The sequence below is a fragment of the Microvirga guangxiensis genome (genome assembly GCF_900102135.1).
In the GTDB taxonomy this organism is placed as follows: Bacteria; Pseudomonadota; Alphaproteobacteria; order Rhizobiales; family Beijerinckiaceae; genus Microvirga; species Microvirga guangxiensis.
Map to the genome: position 1 here is coordinate 83,517 of NZ_FMVJ01000011.1, position 24,104 is coordinate 107,620.

The 24,104-nt window shown below is 63.2% G+C and carries 22 protein-coding genes and 1 pseudogene; 14 read left to right on the plus strand and 9 right to left on the minus strand.

Features of this window, described 5'->3' with window-relative positions; translation table 11 throughout:
- From BLP10_RS17510 to BLP10_RS17530, 5 genes and pseudogenes are all read left to right on the plus strand, one after another.
- A complete protein-coding gene (locus tag BLP10_RS17510; RefSeq protein WP_091137474.1) occupies positions 1 to 1,101 on the plus strand; it encodes an ABC transporter ATP-binding protein in 1,101 nt (366 codons plus the stop codon).
- Positions 1,098 to 1,994 (plus strand): carbohydrate ABC transporter permease, encoded by an 897-nt coding sequence (locus tag BLP10_RS17515; protein WP_091137476.1) that lies wholly within the window; start codon positions 1,098 to 1,100, stop codon positions 1,992 to 1,994. The genes BLP10_RS17510 and BLP10_RS17515 overlap by 4 nt, the downstream gene beginning before the upstream one ends.
- 98 nt (positions 1,995 to 2,092) lie before the next feature.
- A pseudogene (locus tag BLP10_RS17520) lies at positions 2,093 to 2,875 on the plus strand (carbohydrate ABC transporter permease); the annotation flags it as partial.
- An 11-nt stretch (positions 2,876 to 2,886) separates the two neighbouring features.
- Positions 2,887 to 3,168, plus strand: a complete 282-nt coding sequence (locus BLP10_RS17525; RefSeq protein WP_091137480.1) for a DUF2160 domain-containing protein — start codon at positions 2,887 to 2,889, stop codon at positions 3,166 to 3,168.
- A gap of 152 nt (positions 3,169 to 3,320) precedes the next feature.
- Positions 3,321 to 5,024: an ABC transporter substrate-binding protein gene (locus BLP10_RS17530; RefSeq protein ID WP_425286968.1), complete on the plus strand. Its 1,704-nt coding sequence runs from the start codon at positions 3,321 to 3,323 to the stop codon at positions 5,022 to 5,024.
- A gap of 63 nt (positions 5,025 to 5,087) precedes the next feature.
- Here the strand turns inward: BLP10_RS17530 and BLP10_RS23235 are convergent, their stop codons facing one another.
- Both BLP10_RS23235 and BLP10_RS17535 read right to left on the minus strand, forming a co-directional pair.
- A complete protein-coding gene (locus BLP10_RS23235; RefSeq protein ID WP_175493954.1) occupies positions 5,088 to 5,228 on the minus strand; it encodes a hypothetical protein in 141 nt (46 codons plus the stop codon).
- A 120-nt stretch (positions 5,229 to 5,348) separates the two neighbouring features.
- Positions 5,349 to 5,786 (minus strand): acyl-CoA thioesterase, encoded by a 438-nt coding sequence (locus BLP10_RS17535; protein ID WP_244510644.1) that lies wholly within the window; start codon positions 5,784 to 5,786, stop codon positions 5,349 to 5,351.
- Positions 5,787 to 5,928: 142 nt separating this feature from the next.
- Between BLP10_RS17535 and BLP10_RS17540 the strand changes: the two genes are divergently transcribed.
- Positions 5,929 to 6,789 carry an urea carboxylase-associated family protein gene (locus BLP10_RS17540; protein WP_175493955.1) on the plus strand — a complete coding sequence of 287 codons (861 nt, stop codon included), beginning with the start codon at positions 5,929 to 5,931 and terminating at the stop codon, positions 6,787 to 6,789.
- Positions 6,790 to 6,821: 32 nt separating this feature from the next.
- On the opposite strand, the gene BLP10_RS17545 is transcribed toward BLP10_RS17540, so the two are convergent.
- From BLP10_RS17545 to BLP10_RS22935, 3 genes are all read right to left on the minus strand, one after another.
- Positions 6,822 to 8,459: a peptidoglycan L,D-endopeptidase MepK gene (locus BLP10_RS17545; protein WP_244510646.1), complete on the minus strand. Its 1,638-nt coding sequence runs from the start codon at positions 8,457 to 8,459 to the stop codon at positions 6,822 to 6,824.
- Between the two features lie 148 nt (positions 8,460 to 8,607).
- Positions 8,608 to 10,380 (minus strand): L,D-transpeptidase family protein, encoded by a 1,773-nt coding sequence (locus tag BLP10_RS17550; RefSeq protein WP_091137484.1) that lies wholly within the window; start codon positions 10,378 to 10,380, stop codon positions 8,608 to 8,610.
- 108 nt (positions 10,381 to 10,488) lie between these two features.
- Complete coding sequence (locus BLP10_RS22935; RefSeq protein ID WP_175493956.1) at positions 10,489 to 11,523, minus strand: sigma-54-dependent transcriptional regulator; 1,035 nt, start codon at positions 11,521 to 11,523, stop codon at positions 10,489 to 10,491.
- Positions 11,524 to 11,694: 171 nt separating this feature from the next.
- Between BLP10_RS22935 and BLP10_RS17560 the strand changes: the two genes are divergently transcribed.
- The 8 genes from BLP10_RS17560 to BLP10_RS17595 all read left to right on the plus strand — a co-directional run bounded on the left by BLP10_RS17560 (position 11,695) and on the right by BLP10_RS17595 (position 20,417).
- On the plus strand, positions 11,695 to 13,539 hold the full coding sequence (locus tag BLP10_RS17560) for a M3 family oligoendopeptidase (RefSeq protein ID WP_091137652.1): 1,845 nt from the start codon (positions 11,695 to 11,697) through the stop codon (positions 13,537 to 13,539).
- Positions 13,540 to 13,617: 78 nt separating this feature from the next.
- Entirely contained in the window at positions 13,618 to 14,985 is a 1,368-nt protein-coding gene (locus BLP10_RS17565; protein WP_091137486.1) for an ABC1 kinase family protein, read from the plus strand.
- Positions 14,986 to 15,043: 58 nt separating this feature from the next.
- Positions 15,044 to 16,261 carry a glycosyltransferase gene (locus BLP10_RS17570; protein WP_091137488.1) on the plus strand — a complete coding sequence of 406 codons (1,218 nt, stop codon included), beginning with the start codon at positions 15,044 to 15,046 and terminating at the stop codon, positions 16,259 to 16,261.
- Positions 16,262 to 16,371: 110 nt separating this feature from the next.
- Positions 16,372 to 16,665, plus strand: a complete 294-nt coding sequence (locus BLP10_RS17575) for an aa3-type cytochrome c oxidase subunit IV (protein ID WP_091137491.1) — start codon at positions 16,372 to 16,374, stop codon at positions 16,663 to 16,665.
- Between the two features lie 62 nt (positions 16,666 to 16,727).
- Positions 16,728 to 17,864, plus strand: coding sequence for a Re/Si-specific NAD(P)(+) transhydrogenase subunit alpha (locus BLP10_RS17580; protein WP_091137494.1), 1,137 nt, complete (start codon positions 16,728 to 16,730; stop codon positions 17,862 to 17,864).
- 19 nt (positions 17,865 to 17,883) lie between these two features.
- Entirely contained in the window at positions 17,884 to 18,324 is a 441-nt protein-coding gene (locus tag BLP10_RS17585; RefSeq protein WP_091137497.1) for a proton-translocating transhydrogenase family protein, read from the plus strand.
- Between the two features lie 4 nt (positions 18,325 to 18,328).
- On the plus strand, positions 18,329 to 19,726 hold the full coding sequence (locus BLP10_RS17590; RefSeq protein WP_091137499.1) for an NAD(P)(+) transhydrogenase (Re/Si-specific) subunit beta: 1,398 nt from the start codon (positions 18,329 to 18,331) through the stop codon (positions 19,724 to 19,726).
- Between the two features lie 211 nt (positions 19,727 to 19,937).
- Complete coding sequence (locus tag BLP10_RS17595) at positions 19,938 to 20,417, plus strand: GNAT family N-acetyltransferase (RefSeq protein WP_091137503.1); 480 nt, start codon at positions 19,938 to 19,940, stop codon at positions 20,415 to 20,417.
- A gap of 500 nt (positions 20,418 to 20,917) precedes the next feature.
- Here the strand turns inward: BLP10_RS17595 and BLP10_RS17605 are convergent, their stop codons facing one another.
- The 4 genes from BLP10_RS17605 to BLP10_RS17620 all read right to left on the minus strand — a co-directional run bounded on the left by BLP10_RS17605 (position 20,918) and on the right by BLP10_RS17620 (position 24,099).
- Positions 20,918 to 21,496, minus strand: a complete 579-nt coding sequence (locus BLP10_RS17605; RefSeq protein WP_091137509.1) for a nucleotidyltransferase family protein — start codon at positions 21,494 to 21,496, stop codon at positions 20,918 to 20,920.
- A 14-nt stretch (positions 21,497 to 21,510) separates the two neighbouring features.
- Complete coding sequence (locus BLP10_RS17610) at positions 21,511 to 22,323, minus strand: tetratricopeptide repeat protein (RefSeq protein ID WP_091137656.1); 813 nt, start codon at positions 22,321 to 22,323, stop codon at positions 21,511 to 21,513.
- 283 nt (positions 22,324 to 22,606) lie between these two features.
- Positions 22,607 to 22,840, minus strand: coding sequence for a 30S ribosomal protein S21 (gene rpsU, locus BLP10_RS17615; RefSeq protein ID WP_091137512.1), 234 nt, complete (start codon positions 22,838 to 22,840; stop codon positions 22,607 to 22,609).
- Positions 22,841 to 23,019: 179 nt separating this feature from the next.
- Complete coding sequence (locus tag BLP10_RS17620) at positions 23,020 to 24,099, minus strand: 5-(carboxyamino)imidazole ribonucleotide synthase (protein WP_091137514.1); 1,080 nt, start codon at positions 24,097 to 24,099, stop codon at positions 23,020 to 23,022.
- Positions 24,100 to 24,104 lie beyond the last annotated feature (5 nt).

Genomic DNA, 24,104 nt, shown 5'->3' on the forward strand with positions numbered 1-24,104 from the left:
ATGGCCCGCATCACCCTCGATCATCTCGCCCACGCCTACAGGCCGGACCCTCAAGGCCCGCAGGATTACGCGTTGAAGGAGATCAACCATGTGTGGAGCCAGGGCGGCGCCTATGCGCTGCTGGGGCCATCCGGTTGCGGCAAGACCACGCTTCTCAACATCATTTCAGGACTTGTGCGTCCCACACGCGGGCGCATCCTGTTCGACGACCGCGATGTGACCGACCTGCCGACGGAGGCGCGCAACATCGCGCAGGTGTTCCAGTTCCCCGTCGTCTACGACACGATGACCGTGCGGGAGAACCTCGCATTTCCTCTCAAGAACCGGCACGTTCCAAGAGACAAGACTGCTCAGCGCGTGGAGGAAATTGCACGCCTGCTCGATCTGACCTCCGTGCTCGGCCGCAAGGCCAGCAATCTGACCGCCGACATGAAGCAGAAGATTTCCCTGGGGCGCGGCCTCGTGAGGTCGGATGTGGCGGCGATCCTCTTCGACGAGCCGCTCACCGTGATCGATCCGCATCTCAAGTGGCAGTTGCGCTCGACATTGAAGGAGATCCACCGGGCGCTCGACATCACCATGATCTACGTCACCCACGATCAGACCGAGGCGCTCACCTTCGCCGACAAGGTCGTGGTCATGCATGACGGCGCGGTGGTGCAGACCGGCACGCCCGATGAGTTATTCGAGCGTCCCGCTCACACCTTCGTGGGCCACTTCATCGGCTCGCCCGGCATGAACATTCTGCCCTGCCAAGTCGAGGGCGCCACCGCTTTCCTAGGAGGCGAGGCCGTTTCGCTGCAACGGCACTACCGGACCCTGAACCATTCCGAGCGGCTGGAGCTCGGCATCAGGCCCGAATTCGTGCAGCTACAGCCGAAGGGTTCGGGCCTGCCCGTGCGCGTCAGGCGCATCGACGACATCGGCCGCGCGCGGATCGCCCGCGTGGAGATGAATGGGCGCATGATGGCGGCGAGCGTTCCGGAGAATCTCTCCGTCAGCGGGGACGAGGCTTCGCTCCATCTCGATGCGCGCCACATCCACATCTATGCCGACGGGCATCTGGTCTCCGGCGAGCCGATGGGAGGGCAGACGGCATGACGAAGACCGTCAACAACAAGGCCTGGTTCCTGGTCCTGCCCGTCTTCCTCATCGTGGCGTTCTCGGCGGTGCTGCCGCTGATGACCGTGGTGAATTATTCCGTCCAGGACACGTTCGGCAACAACCAGTTCTTCTGGAACGGCGTCGGCTGGTTCCAGGAGCTGCTCGACCCCACGACCGATCTCGGCGGGCGCTTCTTCGATTCTCTGTGGCGCACGCTTCTGTTCTCCGCCATCATCCTCATGATCGAGGTGCCGCTCGGAATCCTGGTGGCGCTGTCGATGCCGCGCGAGGGCTGGACCGTGGCGCTCAGCCTTGTGCTGATGGCGTTGCCGCTGCTGATTCCGTGGAACGTGGTCGGCACGATCTGGCAGGTTTTCGCGCGTGGCGACATCGGCCTGCTCGGCTGGGTCGTGAACCATCTCGGGATCGACTACAACTATACCGGCGACCCGCTCGATGCCTGGATCACCATCGTCGTCATGGATGTCTGGCACTGGACGAGCCTCGTCGCGCTGCTGTGCTATGCGGGCCTGAAGTCCATTCCCGATGCCTATTATCAGGCGGCGCGTATCGACGGCGCCTCGCGCTGGGCCGTGTTTCGCACGATCCAGCTGCCGAAGATGCGCCGCGTGCTGCTGATTGCCGTGCTCCTGCGCTTCATGGATTCGTTCATGATCTATACGGAGCCTTTCGTGCTCACCGGCGGCGGGCCGGGCAATGCCACGACGTTCCTGTCCATCGATCTGGTGAAGCTAGCCCTTGGGCAGTTCGATCTCGGCAAGGCGGCCGCCATGTCGCTGGTCTATAACCTGATCATCCTCGCCATCTGCTGGGTCTTCTACACCATCATGACCAATGTGGACGCGCAGAAAGAGAGGGTCGAGGCATGAGTGACTCCGTCGCCCTCAAGACATCCGGCATCAAGGCCGCCGCAGCCCCCGCTGCCGCCAACAAGGCTCTTGCGGGACCGCGCGTGAACGGGCGCGTGGTGGTGATGACCCTCTATCTCCTGTTCCTGATGCTGCCGATCTACTGGCTCGTGAACATGAGCCTCAAGACGAATACCGAGATCACCTCCGGCCTGACCCTCTGGCCGCAGAACCTCACCTTCGACAACTACATCACGATCTTCACGGACCGGAGCTGGTATTCCGGCTACATCAATTCGCTCACTTACGTGCTCATCAACACGGTGCTGTCAATCTCCTTCGCCCTGCCTGCGGCCTATGCGTTCTCGCGCTACCGCTTCCTCGGCGACAAGCATCTGTTCTTCTGGCTGCTCACCAACCGCATGGCGCCGCCTGCGGTCTTCGCGCTGCCTTTCTTCAATCTCTATTCGGCCATCGGCCTGTTCGACACGCCCTGGGCGGTGGCGCTGGCGCATTGCCTGTTCAACGTGCCGCTCGCCGTGTGGATTCTCGAAGGCTTCATGTCCGGCGTGCCGCGCGAGATCGACGAAACCGCGGCCATCGACGGTTATTCCTTCCCGCGCTTCTTCGTGAAGATCTTCATGCCGCTGATTGCCTCCGGCATCGGCGTCGCGGCGTTCTTCTGCTTCATGTTCTCGTGGGTGGAACTGCTGCTCGCGCGCACGCTCACCACGGTGAACGCGAAGCCGATCGCCGCCACCATGACGCGCACCGTATCGGCCTCCGGCATGGATTGGGGGCTGCTCGCGGCGGCGGGCGTGCTCACCATCATCCCCGGTGCGCTCGTGATCTGGTTCGTCCGCAACTACATCGCCAAGGGCTTTGCCCTGGGCCGGGTCTGAGGAGGTTCTCGATGTTCGATCTCGCCTGGATGGCCTGGACCTGGCAGACCGGTCTCTTCTTCGCCGGCATCGCGAGCCTGCTCATCGTGATGACGCTGCTTGCGATCTACAGCCCCGAGACGGAGCGCGTCGGAATCCTGCGCATTCCGACCACACGCGGCGACCGCCTTTTTATTTCTCTCTTGGGCTCCGCCTTCATCCACCTCGCGTGGCTGGGGCTTGTGGGGCTCGATCTGTGGTGGGCATCGGGCCTGTCGCTCCTTTACGCCGCGCTGGTGTTCCGCACGGTGTGAGGGAAGGCAGGTTCCAACAATTCCTTCGGATCGCCCAAGCCGAAGGAGACAACGGCGAGAAAGCCGGACAGGGCACCATTTGGGAGGAACGAATGCAACTTACCCAATCTCACCGGCGCCTGAAACTCTTCGTTTCGACAAGCGTCATCGCCATGATGCTTGGCAGCAGCGCCGCATTTGCCGGCATGGAAGAAGCGCGCCGCTGGGTCGATTCCGAATTCCAGCCCTCCACGCTCTCGAAGGACGAGCAGTTGAAGGAGATGGAATGGTTCGTCAATGCGGCGAAGCCTTTCGTCGGCATGGAGATCAACGTGGTCTCCGAGACGATCACGACCCATGAATACGAGGCCAAGACGCTGGCCAAGGCCTTCTCGGAAATCACCGGCATCAAGCTCACCCACGACCTCATTCAGGAAGGCGACGTGGTGGAGAAGATCCAGACGCAGATGCAGTCCGGACGCAATGTCTACGATGCTTGGGTCAACGATTCCGATCTCATCGGCACGCATTTCCGCTACAAGCAGGCGATTGCGCTCGACGATTGGATGGCGGGCGAAGGCAAGGACGTGACCTCGCCGACGCTGGACATCAACGACTTCATCGGAAAGTCTTTCACCACCGCGCCCGACGGCAAGATGTACCAGCTGCCGGATCAGCAATTCGCGAACGTGTACTGGTTCCGCTACGACTGGTTCCAGCGCCCGGACCTGAAGGAGAAGTTCAAGGCCAAGTACGGCTACGATCTCGGCGTGCCGGTGAACTGGTCGGCCTACGAGGACATCGCCGAGTTCTTCACCAACGACGTGAAGGAGATCGACGGCGTCAAGGTCTATGGCCACATGGATTACGGCAAGAAGGACCCGTCGCTCGGCTGGCGCTTCACCGATGCCTGGCTCTCCATGGCCGGCAACGGCGACAAGGGCATCCCGAACGGCCTGCCCGTGGACGAATGGGGCATCCGCATGGAGGGCTGCCGCCCGGTCGGCTCCTCTGTCGATCGCGGCGGCGACACCAACGGCGCTGCCGCCGTTTACGCAATCACGAAGTATCTCGACTGGATGAAGAAATATGCACCGCCCCAGGCGAGCGGCATGAACTTCTCCGAGTCAGGCCCCGTTCCCGCGCAAGGCAACGTGGCCCAGCAGATCTTCTGGTACACCGCGTTCACGGCCGACATGGTGAAGCCGGGGCTCCCTGTGGTGAATCAGGACGAAACGCCCAAGTGGCGCATGGCTCCCTCGCCGCATGGTTCCTACTGGAAGGAGGGCATGAAGCTCGGCTACCAGGATGCGGGCTCCTGGACGCTTCTCAAGTCCACGCCCGTAGAGCGCCGCAAGGCAGCCTGGCTCTATGCGCAGTTCGTAACCTCGAAGACGGTCTCGTTGAAGAAGAGCCATGTGGGCCTCACCTTCATCCGTGAAAGCGACATCTGGCATCAGTCGATGACGGATCGCGCACCGAAGCTCGGAGGCCTCGTCGAGTTCTATCGCTCGCCGGCGCGCGTGCAATGGACGCCGACGGGCAACAACATCCCCGACTACCCCAAGCTCGCGCAGCTCTGGTGGCAGAACATCGGCGATGCAGCTTCCGGCGCGAAGACCCCGCAACAGGCGATGGACGCGCTCGCCGCGGCACAGGACGAAGTGCTCGGACGTCTCGAGCGCGCCAACGTGCAGGGCGAATGCGGACCGAAGCTGAATCCCAAGACCTCTGCCGAGGATTGGATCAAGAAGGCCGCAGCCTCCGGCAACATCGCGCCTCAGCCGAAGCTGGAGAACGAGAAGCCGAAGGGTGAGACGGTGGATTACGACACGCTCATCAAGAGCTGGCCCGCGTCTCCGCCCAAGCGCAGCTGAATGAAAAAGGCCCTGCCCTCACGAGGGCGGGGCCTCCTTGAAGTTTGATCTTGTGGGGATTGGTCACGTCGCGAGGAAGACGGCAACGGCAATCATGCCGATCGCAGCCGACAGGCCGACCCAGTCCATCATGCGTGCCAGATCGTCATTCGCGGGCGATTGCCGACGAGCATCCAGAGATCTGTCCCCATCTTCGTCGTTCATGGCCTGCTCCACGCATTCCGCGCGAAGACTAAGGTTGCGATCTCCGTAAGGCGAATGCCCTTAAGCAGCCCATCCGAAGGGGTGCGCGACGCGGGCTGGCCCGGAGGAGGTAATGCGGGCTCACAAATTCTGCAGCAGGAGGTTGTGCAGGGCAGCGGCGGTGTCCGGCGGAAGCGGCGTGGAGCGGCGGGTCTGTCGGTCCACCATGACGATGGTAGCCTCCGTCGTCGCCACTAGGCGTCCATCGTTGAACATGCCTTGAGCGAGTGCGAAGGAGCTTCGCCCCACCTTCAATACGCCGGTGCCGATATGGACCGCACCGGGCCAGAAGACTTCCGCCCGGAAGTCGATCACAAGCCGTGCGATCACGAAGCTCGTGCCCTCGGGCGCCAAAGGTCGCTCGGGATCGTACATGAAGGCCACCCGGCCGATCTCCGAATAGGTGGCGAACACCGCGTTGTTGACATGGCCCTGCCGGTCGAGATCCGCGTAGCGGATTTCGGCTGAGGTCCTGTGCGGGTAGGCGTCTAACGGGCGTTGAGCATTCATGTCGATCATCGTGACGTCCTTGGCAAACGCGGCCATGAAACAGGAATAAGGGCGACGGCAAAAGATCCCTTCGCGGAAATCCAGCCTTGTCGCCGCCTCCGGCACCCTCTTATACCGGGAACGTCGAAAATCGAGCTGCCGGGAGGAAGGCATGAAGCGCGCACGCAACGAAGTGACGGAACCACAGGATGCCGAAGCACGCCGGAAGATCGCTCCGGTGATCTGCTATCCCGTCGACACCCTCCCGCGTCCGGATCTCTCCGCCTATCAGGCGGTGCGCGACGGCTGGGAGAAGGTGGATGAGGTGATCGTGCCGCCGCGCGAGGCGCGCACCTTCTCGGTGCCTGCCGGTTCCTTCTTTCGGATTGTCAGCATCGAAGGGCCGCAGGTCGGCGATTTGAATCTCTGGGCCGCGGATGACCTCAACGAGCGTTTCTTCTCAGGCAAGACCCGTGCGTTGCACGGCACGCATCTCTCCACCGGCGATCAGCTCTGGTCGTGCCTGCCATATCTTCGTCCCATGGCGACGATCACGCACGACACCTTGGATTGGTACGGCTTCGATGAATTCGGCGGCTCCGTGCACGATGTGATCGGCACGCGCTGCGATCCCTACACGCACAAGCTCCTCTCGGGTCACGAATATCACCATTGCTGCCATTCCAACCTCACCCGCGCGCTCGCCGATCATGTCGGGCGCCCGCGCGAGGCAGTGGAGCCTGCCGTGCATGATGTGCTCAACGTTTTCATGTGCACGGGCTTCACGCGCGATACGGGTCAGTACTTCATGAAGGCGAGCCCGGTGCGTCCGGGCGATTATCTGGAGTTCTTCGCGGAGATCGATCTCGTCGGCGCGCTGTCAGCGTGCCCTGGGGGCGATTGCAGCTCGGAGCATTCGAGCGATGTGGCCGTGTGCCATCCGCTGCTCGTGGAAGTCTATAAGCCGAAGGCCGCGCCCAAAGGGTGGAGCCCGGCTCCGCGGAGCAGCTACAGCCGCAAGCACGGAGACTGAAACGAAAAGGGCCCCGAGAGGGGCCCTTCTTTTTATCGCACCACCGGCAGCGGCTTCACCGCCGGTCCTGTGAACTTGTTCGTCGCCAGATCGCCCACGGGTTTGTTGGAGAAGCCCATATGGACGCTGGGCTCGGAGGACATCAGGGCGCTCAACGCAGAGACGGGTTTCTGCGGCGTCTTCGCCGGAGGAGCCTTGGGCTCGGGAGCTGCAACTACCTTGGCCTTCGTCTCCTTGGGCAGGCTCCTCGGCGTCGAGCCCGTGACCGGAATGTCGATGGCGCTTGCGGCAGCCACGACGATGGCACGGTCGGGACGGGGCGGGGGCAGGGGAACGGCGCTTGCCACCGTCACTTCCGTCGCGCCGCGCAACTCGCTCAGGACCGGAATCGGATTGGTTGCGGCGAGAGAGCCGGGACGCGCGGGCGGCAGCGGAGCATAGGCGAGCGCGGTGGTCTCCGGCTCGTCCTCCGCATCCGGACGACGCGGCGGCATCGGCGCGAAGGCCATGCCCTTGGCGATCGACATGCTGCCCTGTCCTTCCGGTCCCTGCTGCCAGGCAAGCGTCGGGCCGCTGGGCGAGTTGACCGTGCTCGGCGCGCCATTGATCCGGGTCGGCGGCAGAGGAGCGGCTGCAGGGGGTGAGATATCCTCACGCAAGGCGGGAGCCATGGCGGCCACAACGGTCGGCGAGGGAGGCTCAGGCCGCGCCTGAGCCACGGCCACGGGAGCCTGACGGGCCACCGGTGCGTTCCTGCGCTCGTATTGCTGCAGGGCAGCCAGAGGCGTGGAATTGGAATCGTCCGCGTAGTTGTTGCGCGAAGCCATGATCGTCTGGCTCGGACGCGACGCCATGCGGATTTCCTCCGCATCCTCCTCCTCGTCCTCCAAGCCGAACAGGCTTGCCCAGAAGCTCTTGCGGCGCGGCTGCTGAGCGGCAATCGCTTCTTCCGCATCCGCATAGGCCGAATAGCCTGCCACCGTGCCGCCCTTGGCGAGCACTTCGGCGCGAGCGACATCGTAGCCGGGCAGGGGCCGGCCGTCGGCGGGGATGTGAACCGTCTTGCCGTCGGGGAAAAGATTGGCGAGCTGGTCGCGCGTCATGCGCGGCCAGGCGCGCACGCTGCCGACGTCGAGATGGACGAAGGGCGTATAGGCGTTGGGATAATAGCCGACGCCGCCGTTCTGCAGCTTCATGCCGACGGCGCGAAGACGCGAGGCGGACACGTCCGGCAGGTAGAAGTCCAGAGCCTTGCCCAGCATGTGCTGGCTGTGCTTGGCGACCGCGCTGGAGCGGCGGCGCAGCATGGAGTTGGTCTTCGGCGAACGGTAGGCGGAGTTCACGTGTACGGGCGCGCTGGAGCCGACCTCGCGATAAACCTCCCACACCGTATCGAACAGGCGCGGATCCATGCGGGTCGATTCGGCTCGCCGCCAATCGCGCAGAAACCAGTTGAGCTGCTGCAGAGCGCCCGAATCGTACTGGCCGTTGCGCCGGAAGGTAACGGTGAGCGTTTCCTTGGTGTTGTTGTGATAGAAGGTCAACGTGCGCGTATCGCCGTTGGCAATGGCATCCTGCGTGCCGCGAACGCCGCCGAGCATGACGGCCAGAATAGCCGCAAGACCAATACCGGCGCGACGCACCAAGCCGTCCGAACGCAATACTCTCACTGTGATACTCGTTTTACTCGCTGCACCCGGGGGCGTGCAGTAATCACTTATAGTGAAAGGATCTTTGCTGAAGACGGTTACCTTCAGGTTAAGTGGACAACAAAAAAGCGGCCTGAAAAGGCCGCTTTATAAGGGATTTGGAGAAAAATTATCGCCCGAGGCCGAGAGCCGTGCGGACCTTCTGGTCCAGCCCGTAGAGATCGGGGAATGACTTGAGAGACCCCTTCTCGTCGACCGACAACGTGAAATAGGCCAGATGGACCGGCAGCGGTTTGGGCAGATGGACCGTCCGCTCGCCCTTGCCGATGAGGCTGCGCAGCCTCTTCTCGTTCCACTTGCTGTCCTCGCCCATGATCACTTCCGCGAGTTCGAAAGGCTTGTCCACGCGCACGCAGCCATGGCTGAAGGCGCGCTTGGCCGCCGAGAAGAGTTTGCGGTTGGGGGTGTCGTGCAAATACACCGCGTGATGGTTGGGGAACATGAACTTCACGAAGCCCAGCGCGTTGCGCTCGCCGGGGGGCTGCTGCACCGAGATGCTGTTGCCCCTCCGGATGATCTTGTAGCCCTTCTTCGCGGCGTAGTCCGGGTCGTTCGCCAGCGCAGGCAGAATCTCCTTCTTCATGATCGAAGGAGGAATCGTCCAGGACGGATTGACCACGAGATACTTCATGTCCTCGGAGAAGATCGGCGTCTGCGATTGCTCCTTGCCGACGATCACCCGCGTCTCGTGCGCGACCTTGCCGCCATCCAGCAGTTGCAGGCGGAATTCCGGCACGTTCACCATGATGTGGCGTTCGCCCAGATCCTCGGGCAGCCAGCGCCAGCGCTCCATGTTGGCGATCAGCTCCGCCTCGCGCTGAGCCAGCGACGGGCCTGAAAGGGCGGCCACTGTCTGCGCGGTGAGAACGCCGTTGGTGGGCAGGCCTTTCTCCTTCTGGAAGGCCGCCACCGCAGAGGCGAGGCGCTCGTCGTAGACCGAGTGATCCTCGTCCTTGAGGTTGAAGCGCGCGCGGATCAGCGGCACGCGCGGATCCTTCATGCCCACGCGCAGCGTCGGACCCTTGGGAACCCGCACACTCGGCTGCGAGGGATGCTTGGCGCGCAACTCCGCAAGGCGCTCCTTCAGGGCGCGGTAGCCCGCATGCGGCGGGTTGTAGGAGGCGAGCGCCGCATTCGCGTCCTTCGCGAAGGCGACCTTCTTGAGAACCTCGCCGGCTTCGGGAATTGCCAATGTCGGCGTTGCCAACGCCGACAGGCGCGAGGGCTCGATGCGTCCGCCCCGCGCATCGCGGGCATAGCGGATCACCGAGGCCGAGAGCTTCAGATCCGCTTCGGCCCATTGCGCGGGAGACGCTTCCTTGCGCGGCTTCAGGTCGGGCAGGGGATAATCTGTGGGGTCGAGGCCATCCTCGTCCGCAGCCTTCAGCCGCGCAGCGGCGGCCATCGCCGCAGGCCTGAAGGCGCCATCCTCCACCCATGCCAGCGGCTTCTCGGCCTGCGCATAAAAGGCGGTCAGGGCCTCACGCTCCTTGCGGGAGAGGCGAAGGCTCCGCACGACCGTATCATCCGCAAGCAGGCCCTCGATGCTCATGCGCAGCACGTCCTGCTGCATCAGCGCCGTCACGGGCGCTGCGTCGGGCAATGGGATCTCGATTTTCGGTTCCGGCTTTGCATCGGCGCTTTCGATGACGACCGGCGCGGGCTCGGGCAGGGGAATGCTCGGGAGCGCGATCTCGGCCTGCGTCGGCGCGGCTTGGACCGCCATATCGTGGAACGAGGGTTCGGCAGGGCTTTGCGCAGGAATGGACGTCGAGGCGTCCGGAGAATTGCTCGTGCTGGTCTGCGCCACTGCCGAAAGGGATACGAACGAAACCGATCCGATCAGCCCCAGCCACAATGCTGTCTTGCGCAAATCACGCATGGCCCATCTCCCTTATCGCAATGCTGCCGGAGGACGTTGCATCCTCCGCGTTCAAATGATTTCGTCAGTGTGCGGGCACACGTCTGCTACGCTTAACGCACGAAGGCGTCATGCGGCTGCATCGTTTAAGCCAAGTTCTTTCAATTTTCGGTAAAGGGTCGAGCGGCCGATCCCGAGATGGCGCGAGATGGCGGACATATGTCCTTGATAATGAACGAGGGCAAAGCGAATCGCGCGCTCTTCCAGTTCCGCCAGCGTCAGCATGTCTCCACTCTCGCGGATGAGCGACAATGCGTGCGGATCGGGTGCGGGGGCAGGTTCATGCCTGCGAATGGGCGCAAACGCCCAGGCCGCCGGGACCGGCGGAACGTCGATGCGGAAGCCGTCTACATGGGCCGCAATCTGGGGGAACTCGGATGGCGTCAGAAAAGCTCCATCCGCCAGAATCACGGCGCGATAGATCGCATTCTCAAGTTGCCGGAGATTGCCCGGCCAGTCATAGCGGGCCAGCAGCGACAGGGCATCGGCGGACAAGCCGCGGATCTTCTTCCCTTCGTCGTTCGCAAAGCGCGCGGTGAAGGCCTGCGCCCACTCGGTGATGACCCGCTCCTGCGCTCTCAACGGGCGAAGCGCGATCGGCATGGCCTGGAGACGGTAGTAGAGCTCTTCCCTGAACCGCCCCTCGCGCACCCTGTCGGACAGGTCGTATCCGGCGCTTGCGATGAGCCTGATGTCGGGGCGTCGGCTCGAGCGACCGCCTGTCTCCAGCCGGAACAGCCCATCCGTCAGGAGCTCTTGCGCCTCGCCGTTCAGATGCTCCACGCCCTCGATATAAAGCGTGCCGCCCTGGGCTTCCCTCATGCTGCGGAGGAGGGAGGAGGACTGCGTCTCGGCACCGGGAGGGATTTCTTCCGCCTGGAAACCGATGAAGGGACGAGCTTTTCTCTCGCCGGATTCATGGATCGCCCGGGCCATCCCCTTGGCGCCGCTGCCGGCCTCCGTCTCGATGAGCACAGGCAGACCGGAGCGGGCCGCACGGTCGGCGAGCCGCGCGATCCTTTGCCTTTCCGTGCCTGCCGCGAAGTCAGCCGTGCCCTGGCGGAGGGCTCGGATGTCGTCTGCGAAAAACCGGTGAAGGGGCATGAAACGGAAGATTATCGGGGAATCGGCTCCCATGATGCTGAGGGACAAGGGTAAACCGGGCCTTAATGCCTCGCTGCTTTTTGAAGGGACCCATCCCCTCCCGCCCGGGTTGATCCCAGGCCTCAGGCAGCCAATATGTGGTTCGTCCTGTTTCAACTTCTGCTTCGAGCAATGCCCCAGAAAGCCTCTCCCGTGCATCAGACATCCTCAACCGCCGCCGCTCAGGTCGATCTAGGATCCCTTCCCGAGTGGAACCTGTCCCATCTTTATCCGGGCATGGACAGCGAGGCGTTCAGGAGCGATGTCGCCAAGGCCGAGGCCGAGTGCAAGGCGTTCGCGGAAGCCTATCGGGGCAAGCTCGATGGAATCGTGCGCGGCGAGAACGCTCCTCAGGCCCTCACCGACGTGATCAAGCGCTATGAGGCGCTGGAGGATTTGCTCGGGCGCATCATGTCCTATGCGGGGCTCGTCTATTCCGGCGACACCACCGATCCGGTGCGCGCGAAGTTCTACGGCGACACGCAGGAGCGGCTGACGGCGGCTTCCACCGAGCTTCTGTTCTTCGGACTCGAACTCAACCGCATCGAGGACGAGGTTCTCGACAAGGCGATGGCGCAGGCTCCGCTCTCCCATTACAAGCCCTGGGTCGAGGATCTGCGCAAGGACAAGCCCTACCAACTCGATGACAAGATCGAGCAGCTCTTCCATGAGAAATCCGTGACCGGGCGCTCCGCCTGGAATCGCCTGTTTGACGAGACCATCGCTTCCCTCCGCTTTACCGTGCGCGGCGAGGAACTGCCCATCGAGCCCACTCTCAACAAGCTGCAGGACATAGACGAAACCGTCCGCAAGGACGCGTCGGACGCGCTCGCCAAGACCTTCAAGGCTCACTTGCGCACCTTCACGCTGATCACGAACACGCTCGCCAAGGACAAGGAAATCTCCGACCGCTGGCGTGGCTTCGGGGATGTGGCGGATTCCCGCCACCTCGCCAACCGCGTCGAGCGCGAGGTGGTGGATGCGCTGGTCGCCGCCGTGCGTGAGGCTTATCCCCGCCTGTCGCACCGTTATTACGGGCTCAAGGCCAAGTGGTTCGGCAAGGACAAGCTCGACCATTGGGACCGCAACGCGCCGCTCCCGAAGGTGGAGCAGCGCACCATTCCCTGGAACGATGCGCGCGATACGGTGCTCTCCGCCTATGCGGCCTTCTCTCCGCGCATGGCTGACATCGCTCGCCGCTTCTTCGACGAGGGCTGGATCGATGCCCCCACCCGTCCCGGCAAGGCGCCCGGCGCCTTCGCGCATCCAACCGTGCCGTCGGCGCATCCGTATGTGCTGCTCAATTACCAAGGCAAGCCGCGCGATGTGATGACGCTCGCGCATGAATTGGGCCATGGGGTCCATCAGGTTCTCGCAGCCCCCAACGGCGCGCTCATGGCGCCGACGCCCCTGACACTGGCCGAGACCGCTAGCGTGTTCGGCGAGATGCTCACCTTCCGCCGCCTGCTCGACCAGACCACGGACCCTGTGCAGCGCAAGGCGATGCTGGCGGCCAAAGTCGAGGATATGATCAACACGGTGGTGCGCCAGATCGCGTTCTACTCGTTCGAGCGCAAAGTCCATCTGGAGCGCCGCAACGGCGAGCTCACCTCGGACAAACTCTGCGAACTCTGGATGTCCGTGCAGGATGAGAGCCTCGGCCCGGCAATCCGCCTCGGCCCCGGCTATGAGACCTTCTGGACCTACATCCCGCACTTCATCCATTCGCCGTTCTACGTCTATGCCTATGCCTTCGGCGATTGCCTCGTGAACTCGCTCTACGGCATCTACGAGCGCTCGAACGAAGGCTTTGTGGACCGCTATTTCGCGCTGCTCTCGGCGGGCGGCTCAAAGCCTTACGGGGAGCTGCTCGCTCCCTTCGGTCTCGATGCCCGCGATCCATCCTTCTGGCAGATCGGCCTCTCGATGATCGAGCGGCTGATCGGCGAGCTGGAGGCGATGGAGAAAGCGGCCTGATCCTTGCCCTGGCGCAAGGAGCCGAGGCGCTTCTTCTGAGAGGAGCGTCTCGGGACATCACCGGAAAGAAAGCAGTTCATGGCTGATCGCGACAACGAAGCAAACCGCTTCTCCGCCCGCGCCGCGCGCTATGCCCGCGTAGGGGCGAACATGGGCGGAGTTGCCGCGCGCATGGCAGGCTCTCGCCTCTTCGGCGGGGATGCGCGCGATGCCTCCAACGCGGCTGCCCTCGCGCAGGCGCTCGGCGGCCTGAAAGGCCCGATCATGAAGGTGGCGCAGCTGCTCGCCACCATCCCCGATCTCATCCCGCCGGAATACGCAGCCGAATTGCAGAAGCTGCAGAGCGAGGCGCCGCCCATGGGCGCGGCGTTCGTGAAACGGCGCATGCAGGCGGAGCTGGGGCCGCAATGGCAGAGCCGGTTCGGCTCCTTCGATCTCAACCCGTCCGCCGCCGCATCGTTAGGGCAGGTGCATCAAGCCTCCACGAAGGACGGTGAGAAACTCGCGTGCAAGCTGCAATATCCCGACATGCAATCCGCTGTCGAAGCGGATTTGAAGCAGCTCGAATTCGTGTTCGCCCTGCATCGGCGCATGGACCCCGCCATCGACACCCGCGAGATCGCGAAGGAGATCGGCGAGCGCGTGCGCGAGGAACTGGATTACGAGCGCGAGGCGAAGCACGCATCGCTTTACGCCGACGCGCTCTCCGACATCGACGATGTGCGCGTGCCGCGCGTTCACCCGGAGCTGTCCACCAAGCGGTTGCTCTCGCTGCAATGGCTCGAAGGCGAGAAGATCCTGCAATTCGTGGAAAGCCCGGTCGAGATCCGCAATCGCCTCGCGATCGCCATGTTCAAGGCCTGGTGGCATCCCTTCAGCCATGCGGCTGTCATCCACGGCGATCCTCATCTCGGGAATTACACCGTCTTCTCCGATGGCGGAGAGGCGAGGGGCATCAACCTTCTCGATTACGGCTGCGTCCGCATCTTCCCTCCGCGCTTCGTAGGCGGCGTGGTCGACCTTTATCGCGGGCTCCAGACGGATGATCGCGCCCGCATCGTCCACGCTTACGAGACCTGGGGTTTCAAGAGCCTGTCCAACGAGCTGATCGACATCCTCAACATCTGGGCGCGGTTCATCTACGCGCCGCTCCTCGACGACCGGGTGCGCACGGTGGCGGATGGCGTCAAGCCCGGCGAATACGGCCGCCGTCAGGCTTTCGAAGTGCATAAGGCGCTCAAGGAGAAGGGGCCGGTCACCGTCCCGCGCGAGTTCGTGTTCATGGACCGCGCGGCAGTGGGCCTCGGCGCCGTGTTTCTGCATCTTCGGGCCGAACTGAACTATCACCGGCTCTTCGAGACGGAGATCGAGCGGTTCTCGCTCGAAGGTCTGGCCCAGCGCCAGGCGGAGGTGCTGCGAGCTTCCGGTTTACCGATTCCTATGTAATGAGGTTGCATCTTTGCCGGGAAAGCCTTACAGGGCTTACCGAACGTAAGGGGCAGCCATGAAGATCGTATTCGTTCACCAGAACTTTCCGGGGCAGTTTCTGCGCCTGTCTCAGACCTTTGTCGCCGAAGGGCACGAGGTGGTGGCGCTGGGCATGGTCAAGCAATGCCCCATCCCCGGCGTGAAATATTATTCCTACGACGCTGTTCCGGGCCCCGACGATCCGAAGTTCGACAACCGGTATTCACCGGTCGTTCCCCGCCTGCGCCGCGCCTATGGCGTCGCCCACAAGGCGCGGGAACTGGCCAACCAGGGCTTCGAGCCCGACCTCGTGGTGGTCAATACCGGCTGGGGCGAGAACCTGTTCCTCAAGGATGTCTGGCCCAAGGCCAAGCATGTGGCCTATTTCGAATATTATTATGCCGCCAAGGGACAGGATCTCGATTTCGACCCCGAGTTCCCGGTCACCAACGAGGAGGTGATCTGGCGGCTTCGCCTCAAGAATTCCATGCAACTCGGCGCGCTCGACGCTGCCGATGTGGCCGTGGCTCCCACGCGTTATCAGCGCGACACGTTCCCCACCTACCTGCACGACCGGGTTGCCATCATCCATGACGGCATCGACACGAAGCGTCTGGTGCCGAACCCTAACGGGGGGATCCAGATCGGCAAGGACGGCCCCAAGCTGACCCGCCAGAAGCCGGTGGTGACCTATGTCACCCGCAATATCGAGCCGATGCGCGGGGCCCATATCGTCTTCAAGAGCCTGCCCTACCTCCTAGACATCGATCCGGAGCTTCAGGTCGTCATCATCGGCGGCAAGGGCAACAGCTATTCGGGCGGCGCCCCCGGAGGAAAATCCTGGTACGACCATTTCGTGTCCAAGATCGACCGGCCGGTGGACTGGTCCCGGGTCCATCTCGTCGGAAACCTGCCTTACGACCAGTTCGTGAGGGTGCTTCAGGTCTCCTCGGCCCATATCTACATGACCTATCCCTTCGTCCTGTCCTGGTCCTCCATCGAATCCATGGCGCTGGAATGCCGGATGGTGGCCTCGGATACGGCCCCGGTTCGGGAAATCATCACCGATGGGGTCAACGGCCGCCTTTTCCCCTTCTTCGACCACAAGGCGCTGGCCGAGCGGGTGCGAGAGACCTTGGCGGAAAAGGAGAAATCCGCCGATATGGCCAGGGAGGCCCGTCGGATCGCCGTTGAGCGCTACGATTATGAAACCGTCTGCCTGCCGCAGTGGAAAGAATTTCTTGGAATAAAATAACCGGATCGGGAGTTTAAAAGTTTCTCTGGAGGAGCTTCCAAAGATTGCGGCTCCTCACTGCATGCGTTAAACGCAGCAGTTAACAACCGATATCAATAGGGCGTTGAATCATGGCCGATACAAAACATGCGCCGCATGGGGGTTACAGTCCGGATATGGATGGCCCTGCTCATGAGGTGACCTACAACGGCTTCGTGCGGTTCGCCGAGATCGCCACGGCCGTCATCATCTGTCACGTGCTGGCTCTGGCCGTCGGGGGCATCAAGCATGCCTGGCTGACGGCAATCTTCGGGGTCATCCTCTCACTCGCTGCCGGTGCCATCGGGGCCATCGCTCCCTCCATCGGGGTCCGCGCCCCGGCTGCGGTGGGCGTGCTCCTGCTGTTGGCACTCTTCTTCTACTGAGAAATATAAGGCCCTGTTTTCCAGGGCCTTTTCTTTGTCTCAACCGATCGCAGGGGGCAATCATGCGAATCGCCGTTCTTTCCGAAACCGAGGGAGCGGAGACCCGCGTCGCCGCTACGCCTGAAACGGTCAAAAAGTACAAAACCCTCGGCGCCGATGTGGCCGTTCAGGCCGGGGCTGGCGCCAAGGCCGGCATCACGGATGCCGAGTTCGAAGCGGCGGGCGCCGCCATCGCGTCCTCCCGCGAGGAGGCCTTGAAGGATGCCGACGTCGTCCTCAAAGTCCGCCGCCCGGCCGAGGGCGAGCTTTCCGGCGTGAAGCCCGGCGCGCTCGTGATCGCCATCATGGACCCCTACGGCCAGGACGCGGCGCTGAAAGCCCTTGCCGATGCCAAGGTCGCGGCCTTCTCCATGGAACTGATGCCCCGCATCACCCGCGCCCAGGTGATGGACGTTCTCTCCTCCCAGGCCAACCTTGCCGGATACCGCGCCGTGATCGACGCGACCGCCGAATATGGCCGCGCCATGCCGATGATGATGACGGCGGCAGGCACCGTGCCCGCGGCCCGCGTCTTCGTCATGGGCGCAGGCGTCGCCGGCCTCCAGGCCGTCGCCACCGCCCGCCGCCTCGGCGCGGTCGTGACCGCCACCGACGTGCGCCCCGCCGCCAAGGAACAGGTGGAGAGCCTGGGCGCCAAGTTCATCGCGGTGGAGGACGAGGAGTTCAAGCAGGCCGAGACCGCCGGCGGCTACGCCAAGGAGATGTCGGCGGAGTACCGCGCCAAGCAGGCGGAGCTCGTGGCCTCCCACATCGCCAAGCAGGACATCGTCATCACCACGGCGCTCATCCCCGGCCGTCCGGCTCCGAAGCTTGTGACCAAGGCCATGGTGGAATCCATGAAGCCCGGCTCCGTGATCGTCGATCTCGCGGTCGAGCGCGGCGGCAATTGCGAAGTCTCCAAGCCCGGCAAGATCGCAACGCATAACGGCGTGAAGATCGTCGGCCATCTCAACGTGCCAGGCCGTCTCGCCGCCACCGCCTCCAGCCTTTACGCGAAGAACCTCTACGCCTTCGTCGAGACGCTGGTCGACAAGGAGAGCAAGACGCTTTCCGTGAAGTGGGACGACGAGCTCGTGAAGGCCACTTGCCTCACCCGTGACGGTGCGGTGGTTCATCCTGCCTTCCAGCCCGCAGCTTAAATCCTAGGGGGGAAACATCATGGCGACACTCACGCCCGATCAGGCCGTCGAGCAGGCCCGCGCAGCGGCCGAGACGGCCCAGCGCGCCGCCGAGCAGGCTCAAATCCTTGCCGATCAGGTGGCAGCCGCCGCAGGCGCGGCCGTCTCCACGGTCACGCATGGCGCGGTGGACCCCACCGTGTTCCGCCTTGCCATCTTCGTGCTGGCGATCTTCGTCGGCTATTACGTGGTCTGGCAGGTGACGCCCGCCCTGCACACGCCGCTCATGTCGGTGACCAACGCGATCTCCTCGGTGATCGTGGTCGGCGCGCTGCTGGCGGTGGGCGTGCCGCTGACGGTGGAAGGAACGGGTTTGGCCCGTGCCTTCGGCTTCATCGCTCTCGTGCTTGCCAGCATCAACATCTTCGGCGGCTTTCTCGTGACCGAGCGCATGCTCGCCATGTACAAGAAGAAGGGGTGAGGCGATGTCGGCGAACGTCTCGAACGTCCTCTACCTGATCTCCGGCGTCCTGTTCATTCTGGCGCTGCGCGGTCTGTCCCACCCCACAACTTCGCGGAAGGGCAATCTCTACGGCATGGGGGGCATGGCGCTCGCCATCCTGACCACGCTCGCCTTCACGCGCCCTGACGGGCTGGGCGGCTGGGGCCTCGTGATCCTGGGCCTCGCCATCGGCGGCGCTTTGGGCGCCATCATCGCCCGGCGCGTGCCCATGACTGCGATGCCGCAGCTGGTGGCCGCCTTTCACTCGGGCGTCGGCCTCGCGGCCGTCTTCGTCGCGGCCGCCGCGCTCTATGCGCCGCAATCCATCGGCATCGGCTCTGTGGGCGCGATTCACGGCGGCTCGCTGTTCGAGATGGGCCTCGGCGTCGCCATCGGCGCCATCACCTTCACCGGTTCCGTCATCGCGTTCCTGAAGCTCGACGGGCGCATGTCCGGCAAGCCGATCCTGCTGCCGGGCCGTCATCTCATCAATATCGGCCTGGGGCTCGCCCTGCTGGTGCTGCTCGTCATCTTCATCCGCACCGAGAGCCACACCGTGTTCTGGCTCATCGTGCTGGTGAGCTTCGTGCTCGGCGTCACGCTCATCATTCCCATCGGCGGCGCGGACATGCCTGTCGTGGTGTCGATGCTCAATTCCTATTCGGGCTGGGCGGCGGCGGGCATCGGCTTCACCCTCGGCAACCTCGCGCTCATCATCACGGGCGCGCTGGTGGGCTCGTCGGGTGCGATCCTGTCCTACATCATGTGCAAGGGCATGAACCGCTCCTTCATCTCGGTCATCCTCGGAGGCTTCGGCGGCGAGACGTCGGCTGCCGCAGGCGGCGCCGTGGAAACGCGTCCCGTCAAGCAGGGCTCGGCGGACGATGCTGCCTTCATCATGAAGAACGCGTCGAAGGTCATCATCGTGCCGGGCTACGGCATGGCGGTGGCGCAGGCGCAGCACGCGCTTCGCGAAATGGCGGACGAGCTGAAGGCCGAAGGCGTGGAAGTGAAATACGCCATTCACCCGGTGGCGGGCCGCATGCCCGGCCACATGAACGTGCTGCTGGCAGAAGCCAACGTGCCCTATGACGAGGTGTTCGAGCTCGAGGACATCAACGGCGAGTTCGCGCAGGCGGACGTCGCCTTCGTGATCGGCGCCAACGACGTCACGAACCCGGCGGCGAAGACCGATCCGGCTTCGCCGATCTTCGGCATGCCGATCCTCGACGTGGAGCGCGCCAAGACCGTCCTCTTCATCAAGCGCGGCATGGGCTCGGGTTACGCGGGCGTGGAGAACGAGCTGTTCTTCCGCGACAACACCATGATGCTCTTCGGCGACGCCAAAAAGGTGGTGGACGAGATCTTGAAGAATCTCTGACCCGAAGCCTCATCGGATTGCAGAATGCCCGGCGTGATGCCGGGCATTTTCGTTTCAGCCGTCATGCCCGGGCTTGTCCTGAGCATCCGCGTCTTGAGCCGCTTGAGGGCGTACATGGCCTTAACAGGTGACGCCGTGACGGAGAGAGCATGACGAAGCATGTGAAAGCTGGTTTAAGGAAAACCCTCTTCAGCTGCCTTCAGGTTTCGCCATGTCTCCCGTCGTCCTCCGCACCGCACTGCCTCAAGACCGCGACACGGTCGTCGAGCTGATCCACCAGCTCAACGTGTTCGAGGCCGATCTCGTAGGCGACCGCAGGCGCGATCATGGCGGGGCCAACGCCTATTACGATGAGCTCATGATCCGGCTTTCCCGGCGCAATGGGCGGATCGTTCTGGCGGAGGCGAATAGGATCGTCGTGGGAGCCATGGGCTTCTCCCTCGATCAGGATGCGGCCTATGTGGAGAGCGAGTTCCGCAGCCACGGCACGGTAACGGACCTGATCGTCCATGAGGAATGGCGAGGGAAGGGCATCGGCCAGATGCTGCTGAAGGAGGCCGAGCGACTCACCAAAGAGGCGGGCCTCAAACGCCTCATGATCGGCGCTCTCATTGCGAATGAGCGCGCCGAGCGCACCTACCGCCAGTTCGGTTTCGAACCTTACGTGGCGTTCCTGAAGAAGGAGCTTTGAGAACAATTCTCCAATTGCTGAGGAGATCGAGTGAAACTATGTTTCTGGAGTTGATGCAAAGGTGCTCCCGTGTTCCCGCTCTCCCCACGTTTCCTGCTGGTTTGTCTCCTCGCGACCTATGCTTTGCCGGGACAGGCGGTTGCTGAACCGAACTCCTATGAGCCAAGACGATACATCACGGAAAAGCGGATCAAGGAGGTGCATGACGCCTTCGCAATACTTCTGCGGCCAGAGCCGTCGCCGATTTCTCTCCAAGATGCACGGCACATTGTTACCTTCGGAACCCTCTCCGGGCTTGCGGCGCGATGCGGCCTGCCTTGGCAGGATCAGATCTTCCTCCCCATGATGTCCTATTACAGGCACACCCGAAAATTCAGCGAGTCGCAGATGAAATTCGTGGGCCTCATGCATGGCTTCCAACAAGGAACTGTGCAGAAAGAAGTGCCGGAGAACTCGTGCTCAGCGCATGTCAGGGATTCGATCGCGCGAAGCATGAAGGTTCAAAAGAGGTTGTAGAAGCAGAGCTTGGGCCAGCGCTCTGCCCAATCCTTGCGGCCCACGCGCTCACGATAGATATGCATCTTGTGCGCGAAAGCAGGTGTCGGTCTCACGATGAGATTAACGAGATCCTCGATGCCGTGGGGTGCGATCACCTCGACTTGTCCCCGCACGGTTCTTGCCGCGATGGCTGTTGCGGTTTCCGGCCAATGGGCGATGGCATCGAACGTGCTTTGGTAAGGCGCATCCCCATTGCCCTGGGACATGCGAGCTTGGTTGCGCACCTGCCAGGGTATGTCCGGAGCTAGAATGCGAAGGTGATCTTCGAGCGCTTGGTCCCTTGGCTCGCCTGCATCGACATAGTCGAGAAAGACCACATCCACATCGTTGAGATGCGAGACATCCGCCTCGCGTCCGTGAAGTTCATCCCAGACAGCATTGCGGATGAACCCTGCGCCGATCCACGCATCGGGCAGGGCGAGACTCTCCACATGCAAAAGAAGCGCATGCAGGTTTGCATGCGCTTCGAGAAGTCGTGCGATGTCGTTGAGATCCCGCAAAGGGGAGGCGGCAAGGTTCATGCCGCATCCATCCTTTAACCGCGGAACAGGCTCGCCACGCCGCCTTGGAGGCGTGAGCTGCCCTGGCGCGCCACCGAGTTGGTGCTGTCGAGGGCGAGCGCGCGGGAGTAGCTTTCGATCGCCTGCTGCTTGTCGCCCTTGCGCTCGAGCGCCACGCCGCGCCAAGCCCAGGAATTGGCGTCCTTGTTGTCGACATTGAGCGCCGCGTTGAAGTCCTCGACGGCCTTGTCGAACTGGTTCGTCGCCACGTAGCTCTGGCCGCGGGCCGCATAGGGGGCTCCCACGAAGGGGTTGCGGTCGATGGTGGCGTCGAAGTCCAGGATCGCCTGCTGGTGCATGCCCTGGCGCTGATAGAGCAGGCCGCGCGAATGGAGGGCCTCGGCCGATTCGGGCAGGAGGCGGGTCGCCATGTTCAGGTCGTTCAGGGCTTCCTGAAAATTATTCTGAGCGCGCAGCAGGTTGGCGCGGCCGATATAGGCCGGGCCGTAATTCGGATCCGCCTGGATGGCGCGGGAGAAGTCCGCGAGCGCCTGGTCGTTCCGGTTCGTCTGGCGCAGCGCCAGAGCCCGGTTCGTATAGGCGGGCGCATAATTGGGGTCGATCTGGACCGCCTTCGAGAAATCCGAGATCGCGTCGCTGTAGCGGCCCACGCGGGCGTAAGCCGCACCGCGGGTGTTATAGGCGCTCGGGTCGTTCGGGTTGCGCTGGATCACATCGGACAGGGACGCGATGTTCACCTGGCTCGTGCCCTGTGTGTCCTCTTCCACCACGGCGATGCGTTGCGAGGGAGCGCCTCCGCCCACCGTGCTGCAGGCGGCAAGGCTCATGGCGGTCAGGGCAAGGCTCAGGGGCGCGAAACGGCGAATCGATGGGGCGAGCACCTTCGTCTCCAACTTCTGTACTCAACAATGTGAGGGCGATTTAGCGGATGAAACCTTAACATCCGTGAAACACGGCAACAGCAAGGCGATGGAAGGACAATATTCCACGCAAGGTGACTTGGGTCAAAAGGTCGCTCAACAGGTCCAGACATGCAAACAGCGCCTCTGCTCACGCAGAAGGCGCTGTTCCACAATCGATGGGCTAGCCCAAAGGGCCGGCGTATCGGTCTTAGCGGGCCGTGGGGCGCGGCTTCGAAGGCAGAAGGCCTTCGCGCTGCATGCGCTTACGGATGAGCTTGCGGGCGCGGCGGACGGCTTCGGCCTTCTCGCGGGCCTTCTTCTCAGACGGCTTCTCGTAGTGGCCGCGGAGTTTCATCTCGCGGAAGATGCCCTCACGCTGCATCTTTTTCTTGAGAGCGCGGAGCGCCTGATCGACGTTGTTATCCCGGACAAGAACCTGCACGCGAATTCCTCGTGTTTTGAACCGTTTCGATTGTGTAAAAGAAAACGAGGCGCGTCACGCGCACCCCAATCTGGCTGGCGTCGATATCAGAAGAAGCCTTGCCTGTCCAGGGTTCCTTCCGACAAAAGCATCGAACACAGCGCCGAGCCAGGATAACAACGCCCCAGGTTGGAAAAGGTTCAGCCCTTCTCGGGAAAAACCCGGGTCACATGCCCCATCTTGCGACCTGCCCTGGCCTCGGCCTTGCCGTAGAGGTGCAGGTGGGCGCCGGGCTCCGCCAGGATCTGCTCCCATTCGTCCGCATCATGGCCGATGAGGTTCGTCATCTCCACCCGGCCCAGACGGGCGGTAGACCCCAAGGGCCAGCCGCAGACGGCGCGGATATGCTGCTCGAATTGCGAGGTGGTGGCCCCGCCGAGGGTCCAATGGCCGGAATTATGCACCCGGGGCGCAATCTCGTTCACCACCAGGCGCTCGCTGCCGTTCTCCGTCACCAGGAACAGCTCGACGGCCAGCACGCCCACGTAATCGAGGGCGTCGGCGATGGCCTTCGCAATCCGCATGGCCTCGGTCTCGGTCGCCCCTGAGACCCCTGCCGGAATACGCGTCGTGTCGAGGATGTGGTGCTTGTGCTCGTTGGCGCAGAGATCGTAGGCCGCAAACGCCCCGGAGGCGGTCCGGGCGGCCACGACGGAGACTTCCCGCTCGAAGGGCACGAAGCCTTCGAGGATGGCAGGCGCGCGGCCCAGTTCGGCCCAGGCTTCGGATGGATCGGTTTCGGGCCGGATCATCACCTGGCCCTTGCCGTCATAGCCGAAGCGGCGCGTTTTGAGCACGGCGGGGCGGCCGAGCTTCTCGACGGCCTCGGCGAGTTCCGCCTCGTTGGTGAAGCTCGCGAAAGGCGCCACCGCGATGCCGAGGCCGGAGATGAAGGTCTTCTCCAGAAAGCGGTCCTGCGAGACGGCAAGCGCCTGGGCGTTCGGCGCGAGCAGCGTATGGGCGCTCAAGGTCGCCGCGGTCTCGCTGGGCACGTTCTCGAATTCATAGGTCACCACGTCCACGGCCTTGGCGAAGCGCACGAGAGCAGCCTCGTCCTCGTAGGCGGCAATGGTGACGTCGGCCGCCACGTCGAAGGCGGGGCTGTTCTCTTCGGGAGCGTAGATATGCGCCTTGAGGCCGAGCTGGGCTGCGGCCATGGCCATCATGCGGCCAAGCTGGCCGCCGCCAAGAATTCCAATGGTGCAGCCGGGGCGGATCATGATTT

Excerpts from the sequence above, each read along its gene's own strand:
- BLP10_RS22935 (WP_175493956.1), bottom strand. The coding sequence starts at position 11,523 with ATGCCCCTTCACCGGTTTTTCGCAGACGACATCCGAGCCCTCCGCCAG.
- BLP10_RS17560 (WP_091137652.1), top strand. The coding sequence starts at position 11,695 with ATGCCCCAGAAAGCCTCTCCCGTGCATCAGACATCCTCAACCGCCGCC.
- BLP10_RS17590 (WP_091137499.1), top strand. The coding sequence starts at position 18,329 with ATGTCGGCGAACGTCTCGAACGTCCTCTACCTGATCTCCGGCGTCCTG.
- BLP10_RS17530 (WP_425286968.1), top strand. The coding sequence starts at position 3,321 with ATGATGCTTGGCAGCAGCGCCGCATTTGCCGGCATGGAAGAAGCGCGC.
- BLP10_RS17570 (WP_091137488.1), top strand. The coding sequence starts at position 15,044 with ATGAAGATCGTATTCGTTCACCAGAACTTTCCGGGGCAGTTTCTGCGC.
- BLP10_RS23235 (WP_175493954.1), bottom strand. The coding sequence starts at position 5,228 with ATGAACGACGAAGATGGGGACAGATCTCTGGATGCTCGTCGGCAATCG.
- BLP10_RS17620 (WP_091137514.1), bottom strand. The coding sequence starts at position 24,099 with ATGATCCGCCCCGGCTGCACCATTGGAATTCTTGGCGGCGGCCAGCTT.
- BLP10_RS17565 (WP_091137486.1), top strand. The coding sequence starts at position 13,618 with ATGGCTGATCGCGACAACGAAGCAAACCGCTTCTCCGCCCGCGCCGCG.
- BLP10_RS17580 (WP_091137494.1), top strand. The coding sequence starts at position 16,728 with ATGCGAATCGCCGTTCTTTCCGAAACCGAGGGAGCGGAGACCCGCGTC.
- BLP10_RS17585 (WP_091137497.1), top strand. The coding sequence starts at position 17,884 with ATGGCGACACTCACGCCCGATCAGGCCGTCGAGCAGGCCCGCGCAGCG.
- BLP10_RS17535 (WP_244510644.1), bottom strand. The coding sequence starts at position 5,786 with ATGATCGACATGAATGCTCAACGCCCGTTAGACGCCTACCCGCACAGG.
- BLP10_RS17540 (WP_175493955.1), top strand. The coding sequence starts at position 5,929 with ATGAAGCGCGCACGCAACGAAGTGACGGAACCACAGGATGCCGAAGCA.
- BLP10_RS17550 (WP_091137484.1), bottom strand. The coding sequence starts at position 10,380 with ATGCGTGATTTGCGCAAGACAGCATTGTGGCTGGGGCTGATCGGATCG.
- BLP10_RS17595 (WP_091137503.1), top strand. The coding sequence starts at position 19,938 with ATGTCTCCCGTCGTCCTCCGCACCGCACTGCCTCAAGACCGCGACACG.
- BLP10_RS17515 (WP_091137476.1), top strand. The coding sequence starts at position 1,098 with ATGACGAAGACCGTCAACAACAAGGCCTGGTTCCTGGTCCTGCCCGTC.
- BLP10_RS17610 (WP_091137656.1), bottom strand. The coding sequence starts at position 22,323 with ATGAGCCTTGCCGCCTGCAGCACGGTGGGCGGAGGCGCTCCCTCGCAA.
- BLP10_RS17605 (WP_091137509.1), bottom strand. The coding sequence starts at position 21,496 with ATGAACCTTGCCGCCTCCCCTTTGCGGGATCTCAACGACATCGCACGA.
- BLP10_RS17575 (WP_091137491.1), top strand. The coding sequence starts at position 16,372 with ATGGCCGATACAAAACATGCGCCGCATGGGGGTTACAGTCCGGATATG.
- BLP10_RS17525 (WP_091137480.1), top strand. The coding sequence starts at position 2,887 with ATGTTCGATCTCGCCTGGATGGCCTGGACCTGGCAGACCGGTCTCTTC.
- BLP10_RS17510 (WP_091137474.1), top strand. The coding sequence starts at position 1 with ATGGCCCGCATCACCCTCGATCATCTCGCCCACGCCTACAGGCCGGAC.